A 12,926-nucleotide genomic window follows, 5' to 3' on the forward strand; every position below is an offset into this window, starting at 1 on the left:
AAATCCTATCTTTTCAAAAGTTCCTGAATAGCATTACTTACTTGTCCAATTGACAGCATAGCTGCTGTTTCAAGCTGCTTTGAAACCGGCAATGGCACATCGACTCCCGTAATCATAGCGGCGGGTTTTTTAAGGGAATCGAAAAATCGTCTCTGACATTCAGCGACAATCCTATATCCGATGGCCATACTTGCTGCCGTCTGCTCAACAATAACCAATTTGCCTGTCTTGTTCAATGAAGACCCGATGGTCATATAGTCAATGTCTGCCGGACTAACCGACCGCAGGTCAATAAGCTCAATGTCAATACCCTGCGCACTTAGCGTATCGCCTGCCTGTTTACACAGATTCACAGCAGATGAATACGCCAGTACGGTTACATCTTTTCCTGTTCGTACCACATTTGCCTTGCCAAAGGGAATGCAATAATCAATATCGTCTTTTGGCACATCAGATTTTGCCGGGTAGAGTTCGTGATGTTCAACAATCAGCACCGGATCAAGTGAACTCATAGCGGTATTGAACAAACCGATATAATCGAATGCATTGGATGGCGCAACCACTCGCCAGCCGCTGAAAAGTCCAAAAAGCCCCACCGGATCCATCGAGTGCTGGCCGCCATAACCGCAGCCCATCGCAATACGCGTCCGTACTACGACCGGCATATCCGTCGAATTGCCGTATATATGTCTTAACTTGCCAAGCTGATTGAATAACTGGTCTGCAGCGACAAGAGCAAAATCAGGAAACATAATTTCCACGATAGGCTTAAGTCCGCTCATAGCAGCTCCGCCGGCAAGGCCGACAAAACCACATTCCGAAATGGGGGTATTGAGAACGCGCAGGGGATATTTAGCCGGCCATCCTTTAGTTGCACCATAAGGTCCGCCGCCAAAATTGGCGATTTCTTCACCGACAACAAATACCTTTGTATCTTGTTCGAGGTGCCTGCCCGTTACCGATGCAATCGCTTCGACATATTTCTTCTGCTCGAAATGGGTGAAATCTTCCTTCTCCTTATAGGTTATGCCTGCAAATTCCTTACCATCGCTCCGCAGTCCTGTTGTCAGGCTCGCGGGCGTTGGTGAAAGGCCTTCTTTAACCACATATTTTGTATCAGGCCTGGTACAGCATTGAGCCACGGCAGCATTTACGGCTGACTTTGCTTTTTCATGCAGAAATTCGATTTGCTGCTGCGTCAATATATTATGTCGTATAAGATTTTGTGCAAATATCGCGTGTGGGTCTCGCTGCTGCCACTGCGACTCTTCCTCCTTTGAACGATAGCCAAAATTACTGCCAGCAATTGGGCCGGCGTGGTGGGCAAAGCGGTAGCATTTCGCCTCAACAATAATGGCACCGTTACCACTGTGAACATAATCCACCGCATCATTGACCGCTTCATATACGGCAACAGGATCCATTCCATCGACGATACGGCCGGGAATATTGTATGCACAGGCTTTAGCCGCAAGGTCTTCAGTTGCCGTTGAGTTTTTGATTGATGTCGCAACAGCATAATGGTTATTCTCGATGAAATAGATAATTGGCAGTTTCCAGATAGAACCTAAATTAACCGCCTCATGGAATGCGCCCTGATTGACCGCTCCATCGCCGAGAAAACACACTGTTGCATAATTTTCTGTAGTGTATTTTGACGCAAACGCTGCACCTGTCGCAAGCGGAACACCGCCGGCAACGATGGCATTAGTGCCGATAACCCCGATTTTTGCATTCCGCAAATGCATCGACCCGCCTCGACCGCCACAACAGCCGGATGCAAGCCCCATAATTTCACTAAGAAGCGTGGTTATCTCCTGCTGTATCGTAACCGGCATATCCTGCTGCATCGCATCAAAATTTGATATGGCAGCATAGTACGAAATAACCTTCGCAAGGTAATGATGATGAGCGCGATGTGTTGAGGCAATTTTGTCGTTTTGCCGCAATGCCATCATTGTGCCTGCCGCACATGCTTCCTCACCTATACTTGTGTGCACCGGCCCATGAATACAACCATCTGCCGAGAGCTTTAACAACATCAACTCAAACTCTCGTATTAGAAAAACCGCAAAAGCCATATTGGCCAATGTCCGTTTATCAAGAGCTGTATAGCTGGACGTGTCTGATTCGATATGCTGCAAGTCACACTTGCACTGGAGTTTGCTGCGTTTCATTTTTTATTTAAACCTTTTCATTATGATATTTAATGTATGCGACTTTATGCTCGGTAAAAAATTCAACGCCGGTATGTCCTGCTTCCGGAATTCCGCAGCCGGACAATTTTACGCCGCCGAAGGTCAATTGAGGTTCCTTGACAGCGGTGGGGACATTAACGTGTGTCAGACCCACATCTGTTTTTTCAATAAACATCATCGCCTTTTCGAGGTCTCTTGTATAAATCGAGGAAGACAAACCGAATTTCACACCGTTAGCAATATCAATCGCTTCGTCAAATGAATCGACTGCCATGATTGACAAAACAGGACCGAAAATTTCTTCCTGCGCGATATACATGTGCGGTTTGACATCCATAAACACCGTAGGCTCAACAAAACAACCTTTGGCGAAGCTGCCTTCCATCATTCTGTTGCCGCCAATCACAAGTCTCGCACTTTCATTTTTGCCTTTTTCAATTGATGCCATAATACCTTCGACTTGCGCCTTACCACACACCGGCCCCATCGTTACGTGAGAGTCTGTTCCTCTGCCGACGACAATTTTTCGAATCTTGTCCAAAAGCAGACTCATAAAATCATTGAGTATTCGTTTTTCAATCAAAACACGACTGGTCGAAGTACACCATTGTCCCGCACATGCATAAGCTGCAAGAACTGCTGAACTCGCCGCTGCCTGCAAGTCCGCATCAGCCAGCACAACCAGCGGATTCTTGCCGCCCATCTCAAGCTGCGTTCTGGTAAAGTTAGCAGCCGCCTTTTGATGAATGCTTCTTCCCACTTCCGTTGAGCCGGTAAAAGTTACTGCTTTAATCAGCGGATTACTCACAATCGCATCGCCGATGACTGCGCCTGAACCTGTTATAAAATTCAGTACGCCCGGCGGCAGACCTGCCTCGTCAAAGAGCTTCACAAATTCCGCGCCAATCCCGGGTGTTAAATTTGCCGGTTTAAATACACAGGTGTTGCCTGTTATCAAGGCAGGGGTAATCTTTCGACAAGGTACGTTAAAAGGGAAGTTCCATGGTGAAATCACTGCGACAACTCCTAACGGTCTGCGCATACTGTATGCCATCACACCACTCTGTCCGGAAGGCATAACTTCGCCCGCCATTCGCAATCCTTCACCAATCTGAAACTCCATTTCTTTGATGGCGGATTCGATTTCGCCTTTGGATTCTTTCAGAGTCTTCCCGTTTTCAGCGGTGATTACCGCAGCAATCTGATCGACTCTGCTTTTCATTACTTGCAGGACTTTGACAAAATACTCTGCCCGCTGATAAACAGTGAGCCCGCTCCATGAAGTAAATGCCGCCGCGGCTGCTTCAATTGCCGTATTAACGTCTTCAACGGATGATTTTGGCCAGATGCCCGTTATTTCTGTCAAGTCCGCCGGATTACGCTGTTCATATTCCTGGCCACAGGAACTATCCAGCCATTGGCCATTGATAAAATTTTTGTTTCCCATTTTTACTCCAGCATTAAGTTAATAACCAAGTGTTACGCCGCCATCAATATCGAATCTTGCACCAGTTATAAACAACGCTTCGTCGCTGGCAAGAAAGGCTGCTAAATAGCCACACTCCTCTATCGTCCCTATCCTTCCCAGCGGGTGCTGTGCATAAATATATTTTCTGGCTTCAGAAGGATTCTTTTGCTGACTGAACCAGTCTTCCACAAGCGGCGTTGCAATCCAGCCCGGACAAATTACGTTGACGCGAATACCATCCGACGCAAAATCTATGGCCATATTTTTGGTCATTGCTATTTGTCCGCCCTTTGTAGCTGAATAGGCCGCTGCGTTCGGCTGGCCGACTACCCCTACCATACTGCTTATATTGATGATATTACCTTTAGTTTTGCGAAGATGAGGTATGCCATACTTAGAGCAAAGAAAAGTACTTCTTAGATTTGTATTTTGGATAAACTCCCATTCATCTTCAGATGTTTCCTCGGCGTTTTTTGACAAGTGATATCCCGCATTATTGACCAAAATGTCAAGCCTTCCATAGACTTCTATTGTTTTTTTTATCAAATTTTGAATGTCTGCACTTTTTGTTACATCTGTCTTTATGAAAGTAGCATTACCTTTTTTGGCTCCGAGCTCATTGACCATTTTTCTTCCCTCGTCTTCATGCCGACATGTTATTACAACTTTTGCTCCCTCTTTTGAAAAAATCCTCGCAATTCCTTCGCCAATCCCTTTGCTTGAACCAGTAATTATCGCAACTTTGTCTTTCAATCTCATAGTATTATTCCTCCTTTTTATAGTTCTGTAATCCGCACTCTTGGCGAACAATCTTTATGACGATATTTAAATCCATAAATACGGGCAGCGTTACCTCCAAGAAAAGCTTTTTTTTCGTTTTTATTCATAAAGTCGCAGCCTTTCACAGCCAGTTCGAGGCTCTGGCGATACGTAAAATCCACCATAGTCCGCGGATAGTCTGAACCCCACAGTAGTTTTTGCGCACCTACCGCTTTCGTAGCCTGTCTGATTTTTGATTGCGCCTGTTTGAATGGTGGTCCTTCCTGCCGAAAAAGCCAGATAATGCCGCCGCACTCGATATATACATTCTCAAATTCTGCCAATCTAATCTGGGACATCCAGTCGCCATGACCTGCCATACCGAAATGTCCTATGGCGATTTTGAGTTTCTTAAAATTCCTGACAATATTTTTCATTTGTCCGACTTGCACATCGCCCGGCATCAAATCAATTGAAAGCACCATTCCTTCAGCTTCCATTTGTTCCCAAACATACATTAAATCTGGGATATCAAGCCTAACGCCCAGTTGCGGCAAAAACATCGCCGGACATTTGATACCCCTGAACCCCTTTTTATGCACAAAAGCAAATTCATTTCTTAATCTTTTGGGTTCTCTAAAGTCGATAAGTCCATGTACGAAAAACCGACCAGGATATTTTTCTTGTGCCTTGAGCAGACACTCATTTTGATTGCCATCCAGATACTCCTGGGTTACTACCGCGGCATCAACACCGGCATCGTCGAAAGCCGCTATTGCCAATTCAGCGGAACTGCGGCAGTCTTTAAACCAACTTGGCATCCCCTGATATTCTTTTGAGCCTATTCGTATCACGCCGTTTGCAACCGGCGATACTCTCTGAATCCCCAGTCTGCCGGCAACTTTATTCCAAAGATGTATGTGCGCATCAATAACCATTTTCCACCTTTCGACCTTAGTCCATAATAAATCCGCCATTAACATCTATAATTTCGCCGGTTATGTAGTTTGTAACGTCTGAAACCAAAAATAGAACTGCGTTGGCCACATCTCCGGGAACTCCGATTCTGCCCAGCGGTATCATATCGTTGTATTTATCAATCTTTTCCTGAGAGATGCTTGCCGTCATTTCCGTATTGATTACACCAGGACATACCGCATTGACATTTATGCCGAAAGATGCCGCGTTTAACGCTATCGATTTGGTCAGGCAGATAACACCCGCTTTTGAGGCTGAGTAATGCGCACCGACTTGCGCTCCGCCGATTTTACCAGCTGCTGAGGCAATACTGACAATTTTGCCATAGCATTTTTGCTTCATCTGCCCAAGAACCGCCTGGGACAGCATAAACACGCTTTTAAGATTCACCGCCAGAACCTGATCCCATTCCTGTTCGGTTATTTTCCCAAACTCCGTCCGTGGACAAATACCCGCATTGTTGACAAGTATATCTATTTTGCCGAAGCGGTTTACTATAGCATTTACTAATTGAAAAACCTGGGCTTGTTTGGAGACATCGATCTTATAATCATACAGTCTTTCATTGTCCATTAAGGCAACAATTGCGGCCTTTTCAAAATTAATGTCTGTCCGCACAACAATTGCACCCTCTTCGTGCAATGATGCTGCGATAGACTTTCCCAATCCCTGAGCTGCACCTGTAACTAACGCCACTTTATTTTTTAATAATAAATCCATCAGCTTTGTCCGTCTTCGCCTGAAATTCATTTATAATTTCGTTCTTTGTTTTCTCGATATGCTCTCGCATAAGCCGTTCGGCCTCGCCGCCGTCTCGATTCATTAATGCCTTTACAATCTTAATATGATACACTGTGGCAGATTTGGAACGCGTTGCCGATCGGTAACCTGCGGTTCTGAACACCTGCACAAGATTGCCAAGGTTTATGAGCATTTCCTGCAACTTTACATTATTACAGCTTTCAATAACTATTTGATGCAGACTTGTATCAGCTTTTAGCAGCTTTCGTACATCATTACTTTTAAATTCATTGGTTAAATGCTCTAAAACATCGTGATTGATGTTGCCCGTGGCAAGCTTTGCCGCCAACCCCTCCAATGCCATGCGAATATCATAGACTTCAATCAAATCCTTTAGCTGAAAGTCTTGCACTGATGCGCCGCGTCGCGGCTCAACTCTTACAAAACCGTCTTTGGCTAAAGCATTTATGGCATCACGAAGCGGTGTACGGCTTACCCCCAAGTCACAACCAAGCTGTTCTTCCAACAGCCGTTCGCCAGGTTTGAGCTTGTGGTCAATTATCCGCTTGAGCAGTGTTTCATATATCTGGTCGCTTATTTTCGGAAAAGTCATAAAGGTGTTCCATAACTTATTGTATTTTGTATACAATATACAATAAAAGCAACTTGTCAATGATATTTTTAGGGGGATTAAAAAAAGTTCGAAGAATGTCATGATCAGGTTTTTGAGCCAGACGGGTTGGATTTCAACTGGTGATCCTCGCAATGTTTGAAAAAAATCCTATCTTGAAATAACTCGTTTTTCAACTTCTTTATTTGACATTATCTTCTGTTAACAATTCGCTGCAAACTACAACTGGTTTTAAAACTGTCTCAACAAGATTAATTTTTGCACAGGACTGTCTAAATTGATTCTATCTCCTTTGCAATTACCTGAACATCGTCTCGCTCTCTTGCCTGCTCAAATCTTGTATCTATAAACAGCGGATGAATCTTCTGGAGTGGAGTAGCTTTTATTACATGCGTTCCTCGCCATTCAAAGGTAAATTCGCTGGACGCAACGCGCTCAGTCGTACTGTAGATCTTACATGGATAAACAATTTCCACTTTATCGCATGGAACAAGTTTCCCCAGGGAAATGTAACCATTATTCGGTTCCACCTTATACAGTTTTTTGTTAATTTTGACTATCATCTCCCGCGGTTTTATGAATTCAGGAATTCGCACAAGAAGCTTACGCGGTTTTGAGATGTGAAAGGACAAAAAGCACTCTTCCTGGTTCACGGCTACGGCGATATCCGCGCATTGATGCCTGCGATTGATATGAAGATTGACCTTTAAAGTTGTATCATCATCCGTAACAGCATATCGCCATACATCGTACAAGCCTCTGGCACCAGCAGCGTTACAACATTGCTGGTTTGAATTGGAAAACATTGAATCATCAGACATGGCGGTAACAGCACCCCATCCAGCATAGCCACCAATGAGAGTACGTTTAAGAATATCACCTTCGCGAACACCTTCCACATTAATCGTTTTCTGGCAATTAAAGCCAAGTACATGCTGCGAGCGAGGTACAAAAGTCGTCTGATCAAACCAATCAGAATCCGTTATCTGATGAACGAGCAGATGGTTATTGGCCCATCTTTCGATATGATTCCAATACTGCGGATCTACATGTCGAGCCAGCAATATAGCTGATTCCAGCATATCGGTTAAACAGCATGTCTCAGAAAGGTTTGAACGGTTGTGCTCCGTGTTATTGATTTGTTCCGGAAACCATCCCGACAGTGTGCCTAAAGTCAGGGCCTTGGCAAAGAGTCTGATGCCAAATTCAATGTCATGCGTATCATTTTTGATAATTCCGCGTAAGATAATAGCTGTCATCAGACGACTGTATGAATGAAAATGTCCGCGATTAAACAGCCCTTCGAGTCCGTCATGGTCGATGATTGCCCATGATATCAAATTAGAGGCAAGTTCCAGCGCCGGTTCAAAACCGGTCAAACGATAAAATCTCATTAAGGGCATTGTGATTGATGTATTAAAAACAGATTTTCTATGATTGGAATCGTCCGGCGGATTTTGCCAACCGTCGCGTATAGTGTAATAATCTCCTGGAAAATCCGCATACTTTTTCAATTCCTGATAGCGTGACATCCCGGCAACGGCGAGAATATTCTGCTGTGCAATATTTCTATAGTTATGCTCGCCGGTATATTGCCATAATGAAGTGAGACCCAATAAAGTCCCCTGCTGCAGCCAGGCCGGCCTGGTATGAGGCACGTCCAATGTCCATGGCTCGGCCGGACACCATGACAGGTTGTCACGCCCAATCAAGCCCAAAAGCGTTGCCCGCATACTTTTATCTTCGACATGATCGATGTGGTCTCCGACCATTGTTCTCAAAAGCGTCAAAGCATCAACCGCACGGCCCAATCCATCGCCATACGACCAAGTGGCTAAAATAGCAGATAAAGGCCTGTCACTAAGGCGGGTATAAAAATAGGGGAGGTGCCCGCGTGCTTTGTCACAATGCTGTGTAAGGCAATTTATGGCTAACTTAGCCCTATCAACTAAATTAGGCAGAGTTATTCTGTCTGTTGGATGCATTATAGCCCCCCAATTAATAAACAAGCTGGAATACAGTCGATACTTTTTCCCGCAATATCCTGTGCCCTGTCGCTCTGACGATACTTAACCAAAGCATAAAGAGCGTGAAAACCTTCGCGAATATGATGCGGACAAAAGGTGCCAAATGTGCCGCCCATTTCTTTACGATTCAACGGCAAACACAATGGGCCGCTATAGGATAAGAACGCAGTATTGGCATGATAATCGATAGCAACAGGATCAATGGCAATTCCCAATACATCTTCCGCATTAAGCAAGGCGTTAAGATGACGGCCTGGTACATGGCTTTCACTACAATGGGGTGAAAAAGCAAAACTGCCATGAGGCCAAACTTCGGAGCCAAAGAAAGGCACATTATTATCATCAGCATTAAACACACTGCACATCGTACTACAGCCAAGCCTTATAGCCTCGGCAATATCGGTCGTATTGGCATTGTTGAGTTTTGCCATGTTGGCACTCCTATTAAAAATTTTATTTATAGGCATTGCAGCGTAACTTAATTGTCATAACCCTATCGCAATACAAATTTAAATACCGTGTCATAAGGGTCAGGATGAATTACAGGCGGATTAAATATTATATCTGCACCACTAAATTCAAATTCAACATCTGTGCCATCACACAGACATTCAATGTATTTTACCTTCGAAGCCAAACCCGGCAAAATCACTCTAAAGGATGGATATTTATCCAAACAGTGCATATATAACACACGGCCTTTTTGGGTGGTAATTGGACGAAACTCTGGACAACCTCCTTGAGGAAATTTGTAGTCGGCAGAACCCGCTCCATAAATAGATTCGCCATTTGTTTCAAGCCAACGGCCAATTTCTGAAAGAGTATCAACAAATTCGTGCTGAATTATGCCATGTGGAGTAGGCCCGACATTAAGAAGCAGATTGCCATTATTGCTTACACATGTGACTATATTTCTAATCAGCTCCTTGACGGGTTTGATCGCGTTATCACCCCGGCAGTAGCCCCAGGAAGAACCAATAGTCTCACATGCCTCCCACATGGGAGCGTTTTCGGCTCTTGCAACATCTTCTGCTGGAATGTATTGTTCGGGCGTACAAAAGTCTCCCGGAATGCCCATGCGATTATTAATTAAGATGTCCGGTTGAAGCTTTCGCATCATTTCGTGTAATTCTTTTGACCGCCATGCGGCAGCAGTTTTGCCATTGGCAGAGTCGGCATATGAAAAATCCGCGCAGTTATCGACATATGAGAAGTCTGCCCAAAAAATATCAATCTTTCCATATCCTGTCATTAATTCATGAATCTGATCCCGGAGAAACCGCTGATAATTCGAGAAGATTCTTCCTTTGTTTAGCTCGGATAGACGCGATTTGGCAGGATGCAGTTTGTCAACGGTAAAATGAGGGTGATGCCAATCCAATAGAGAATAATAAATTCCGACCTTGATTTCATTAGCTCGAAAAGCATCAACAAACATTTTAAGCACATCCCTGCCATAGGGCGTGTTAGTGACTTTGAAGTCAGTATATTTAGTATCCCACAGACAAAAACCATCATGATGTTTGCTTACGAAAACGGCGTATTTGCAGCCAGCCTGCTTTGCAAGTCTTGCCCAAGCCATCGGGTCATATTTAACAGGGTCAAAACGCTGGAAGAGACGCTCATAATGGTCATGGGGAACTTCTTCGAGAGAATAATACCACATATCTCTGCCGGTCAGGGCGTACAAACCCCAGTGAATGAATAATCCGAAACGGCTGTCCTGAAACCATTGCCTACTTGCAGGCGACGCAAAATCCACATTGGAAACATTTTGTTCGTTAAATTCTGTCATAAAACTCCATTCTGCTCATAATATTAGTTAAGAAACATATTCGCAAGCTAGTTCCATAGCAATTTCGCACCATTCCAAAAGTCGCCACTTTTAATATTTATGTAGAACTTTACAAGCATCTCCCAATAACACTACCTGCGATGAAGCTGCGTCTAATGGAACGCTCACATGGAGTTTGCCGTTGCACCATTCGATGTTATCCGGAACATTTGATTCGAGTTTACTATTTGACAGAACCCCTATCATTTCAGGCTCAATCCACGCTTCTATTTTGAGAGGCTGCTCCGAAATATTGAACAGATTTAGAACTCCGCCGATTTTCCCGTCCAAAGTATGCAGATGGGCTTCTTCATGTAATCCGTGAAATTCTCCTCGGACAAAATATTCCTTTAGCGCAAGATAGAGTTTCATCGCCTGTTTATAAGAGTCCCATCGCCTTTCTGGGTCTGGGCAATATTTGGCTACAATTTCAGGGTCGTAACTATGATATTTTCCGCCAATACCCAAATGCCTGACAGTTGATGCCGCCCACCAGAAAAAGAGACATTGGTCGTTGTCCGGAACCATGGAAATATGCAGGTATAAGGGAACATTTGAAGCCAGAGCATAATAATAAAGGGCTTTAGCTCTGCCTTCTTCTTTGAGATTCTTGAAACAATCCCACATAAACTCAAACCCCCAAATTTCCTGATAGGCAGCCTCTGGGCCAAACCCCTGCCTGAAGTAAATAGGAAGATATCTGCATCCCCAAGGCCATACCGGGTCATGGGCTTCAATAAGGATGTCAGGCGAACTGTCTCTCACCGCTTTAACCAAATCAAAAACAGCTTTAACATGATCGCTGGCTGTTGTGGGAATACTATGGCCATGATCTTTCGCAAAACATGGACCAAACCAACAGTATTCATCAATCATCATGAATTCTACACCAGCAGTATTGATATCCTGAATGCGCCTGATTTTTTCTTTCTTCCATTCTTCACATAAACTGCAAAAGTGCCATATACGCTGGGGGCGGGAATCTTGCGAAGGGTTAGAGCGACCTCTTTCCGCTATGGGATTTGGGCAATGATACCATGAATGCGGAAATTCATCTCGATATAGCCAAGCAGAATCCCGATATCCAAATTTTAAGTTATATTTTTGTCGTAATATTTCCTGAAAATCTGAAACCTTTCCAAGCCGTTTTTCATCCCATAGGGATGTACCTTCGCATTCTTCCCAGCCTGGATCAAGGTAGAGCAACTCACAGCCTATTTCTTTTGCCTTTTCCGCTTCTAAGAAAAGTTTATCTAAGGTGTAATGTTTATCAAGTTGTTCCTGATCACTATGGTACCAGCCAATATCATACAGTGTTTCCCAGTTGATCGGAGGATTGTATGTGTCTGAGAATGTGTGGCCTTTGGATTTCAGAAACAACTTATATTTTCGAAAACCCTGTTCCAAACCACCGGCGTAGACTTCGTAATGTGTAATTCCAAAAGTAAAGTTAGCTTTAGATCGCAGGACTTTAGCGTCTGACGGCTCATCAAAAAGGCAGAATCCCACGCCACCAAATTGCAGCACAGAATTACTATTATCCAGTTTCCTTTGAAGTTTCGCTATAGACATTTCAATATTATCATTGTTGTACTTCCCAACCAACAAACCAATTTTGTTATTAGTCCAGAGCCACGCTTCTGACCGCAATGCACCCTGTACTAAAGGAGGGAACACAGATGATATTTCGCCGCCCGAATTGGAACATTGTCCTTTGATCAGCTGATCACAGGTATAATCATGTTTTTGGCCATTTACCTGAATCCTGAAGGGAACAGCAATTAGCCGCCAATCCTGCTTATCGGCAAGACATTCGTGAAAGCCGCAGCTTATGTCATCAATTTTGATAGGTTCATTTGAAACATTATGAATTGTTATCGTCTCTTCTATCCGCTGTGCTGATAATTGTGAAAAGGTTTGTTTGAATCTTATAACATTACCCAACAGTCCGGTTATTTCGAAAACAGTCCGATGTTCCTCGTTTTCAGAAATTTTCCGGACAGACAGGTCTTTGACAATGTCTGTGTAAGATGATTGCCGGTCCTGTTCCCACTTCAGATAATACTTATATTGAAATCGCGAAATGGTTTTATCACCAACAATCAGGGAACAATAGAGTATCCTGTTTTCAGCCTGCAACTGTAATTCTGCCATATTTATTAATTCCTAATACTACAGCGTTACTTTGTTCATAAGTCTTTATTTTGCGTTGGTAATGGATTTTATCAAACCGCATTTTTGATGCCGCAAAATAGGTTTTATAAAAAACCAGCGTTGTCATACTAAATCC

Annotated in this window: 11 protein-coding genes; all 11 read right to left on the reverse strand. The window is 43.8% G+C overall.

What is annotated here, in order from left to right:
* Nucleotides 1-5: 5 nt before the first annotated feature.
* The gene (locus LLF92_07020; protein ID MCE5340864.1) at nucleotides 6-2,177 is read right to left on the reverse strand and encodes a hypothetical protein; all 2,172 of its coding nucleotides are present in this window, start codon (nucleotides 2,175-2,177) and stop codon (nucleotides 6-8) included.
* Between the two features lie 7 nt (nucleotides 2,178-2,184).
* On the reverse strand, nucleotides 2,185-3,645 hold the full coding sequence (locus tag LLF92_07025; protein MCE5340865.1) for an aldehyde dehydrogenase family protein: 1,461 nt from the start codon (nucleotides 3,643-3,645) through the stop codon (nucleotides 2,185-2,187).
* 18 nt (nucleotides 3,646-3,663) lie between these two features.
* On the reverse strand, nucleotides 3,664-4,425 hold the full coding sequence (locus LLF92_07030) for a glucose 1-dehydrogenase (GenBank protein ID MCE5340866.1): 762 nt from the start codon (nucleotides 4,423-4,425) through the stop codon (nucleotides 3,664-3,666).
* Between the two features lie 17 nt (nucleotides 4,426-4,442).
* Nucleotides 4,443-5,363 carry an amidohydrolase gene (locus LLF92_07035; protein MCE5340867.1) on the reverse strand — a complete coding sequence of 307 codons (921 nt, stop codon included), beginning with the start codon at nucleotides 5,361-5,363 and terminating at the stop codon, nucleotides 4,443-4,445.
* Between the two features lie 16 nt (nucleotides 5,364-5,379).
* On the reverse strand, nucleotides 5,380-6,123 hold the full coding sequence (locus LLF92_07040) for an SDR family oxidoreductase (GenBank protein ID MCE5340868.1): 744 nt from the start codon (nucleotides 6,121-6,123) through the stop codon (nucleotides 5,380-5,382).
* On the reverse strand, nucleotides 6,101-6,757 hold the full coding sequence (locus LLF92_07045; GenBank protein MCE5340869.1) for a GntR family transcriptional regulator: 657 nt from the start codon (nucleotides 6,755-6,757) through the stop codon (nucleotides 6,101-6,103). The genes LLF92_07040 and LLF92_07045 overlap by 23 nt, the downstream gene beginning before the upstream one ends.
* A 290-nt stretch (nucleotides 6,758-7,047) precedes the next feature.
* Complete coding sequence (locus tag LLF92_07050) at nucleotides 7,048-8,760, reverse strand: glycoside hydrolase family 127 protein (GenBank protein MCE5340870.1); 1,713 nt, start codon at nucleotides 8,758-8,760, stop codon at nucleotides 7,048-7,050.
* Complete coding sequence (locus LLF92_07055; GenBank protein ID MCE5340871.1) at nucleotides 8,760-9,233, reverse strand: hypothetical protein; 474 nt, start codon at nucleotides 9,231-9,233, stop codon at nucleotides 8,760-8,762. The genes LLF92_07050 and LLF92_07055 overlap by 1 nt, the downstream gene beginning before the upstream one ends.
* A gap of 62 nt (nucleotides 9,234-9,295) precedes the next feature.
* Nucleotides 9,296-10,597, reverse strand: a complete 1,302-nt coding sequence (locus LLF92_07060) for an alpha-L-fucosidase (GenBank protein MCE5340872.1) — start codon at nucleotides 10,595-10,597, stop codon at nucleotides 9,296-9,298.
* Between the two features lie 90 nt (nucleotides 10,598-10,687).
* Entirely contained in the window at nucleotides 10,688-12,790 is a 2,103-nt protein-coding gene (locus tag LLF92_07065) for a hypothetical protein (GenBank protein MCE5340873.1), read from the reverse strand.
* Nucleotides 12,765-12,917: a hypothetical protein gene (locus LLF92_07070; protein ID MCE5340874.1), complete on the reverse strand. Its 153-nt coding sequence runs from the start codon at nucleotides 12,915-12,917 to the stop codon at nucleotides 12,765-12,767. The genes LLF92_07065 and LLF92_07070 overlap by 26 nt, the downstream gene beginning before the upstream one ends.
* Nucleotides 12,918-12,926: the final 9 nt, after the last annotated feature.

This window comes from Planctomycetaceae bacterium (genome assembly GCA_021371795.1).
Taxonomy (GTDB): domain Bacteria; phylum Planctomycetota; class Phycisphaerae; order Sedimentisphaerales; family UBA12454; genus UBA12454.

Bases quoted from the DNA above. Each gene is read 5' to 3' on its own strand.
- LLF92_07020 (MCE5340864.1), bottom strand. From the start codon at position 2,177: ATGAAACGCAGCAAACTCCAGTGCAAGTGTGACTTGCAGCATATCGAA.
- LLF92_07025 (MCE5340865.1), bottom strand. From the start codon at position 3,645: ATGGGAAACAAAAATTTTATCAATGGCCAATGGCTGGATAGTTCCTGT.
- LLF92_07030 (MCE5340866.1), bottom strand. From the start codon at position 4,425: ATGAGATTGAAAGACAAAGTTGCGATAATTACTGGTTCAAGCAAAGGG.
- LLF92_07035 (MCE5340867.1), bottom strand. From the start codon at position 5,363: ATGGTTATTGATGCGCACATACATCTTTGGAATAAAGTTGCCGGCAGA.
- LLF92_07040 (MCE5340868.1), bottom strand. From the start codon at position 6,123: ATGGATTTATTATTAAAAAATAAAGTGGCGTTAGTTACAGGTGCAGCT.
- LLF92_07045 (MCE5340869.1), bottom strand. From the start codon at position 6,757: ATGACTTTTCCGAAAATAAGCGACCAGATATATGAAACACTGCTCAAG.
- LLF92_07050 (MCE5340870.1), bottom strand. From the start codon at position 8,760: ATGCATCCAACAGACAGAATAACTCTGCCTAATTTAGTTGATAGGGCT.
- LLF92_07055 (MCE5340871.1), bottom strand. From the start codon at position 9,233: ATGGCAAAACTCAACAATGCCAATACGACCGATATTGCCGAGGCTATA.
- LLF92_07060 (MCE5340872.1), bottom strand. From the start codon at position 10,597: ATGACAGAATTTAACGAACAAAATGTTTCCAATGTGGATTTTGCGTCG.
- LLF92_07065 (MCE5340873.1), bottom strand. From the start codon at position 12,790: ATGGCAGAATTACAGTTGCAGGCTGAAAACAGGATACTCTATTGTTCC.
- LLF92_07070 (MCE5340874.1), bottom strand. From the start codon at position 12,917: ATGACAACGCTGGTTTTTTATAAAACCTATTTTGCGGCATCAAAAATG.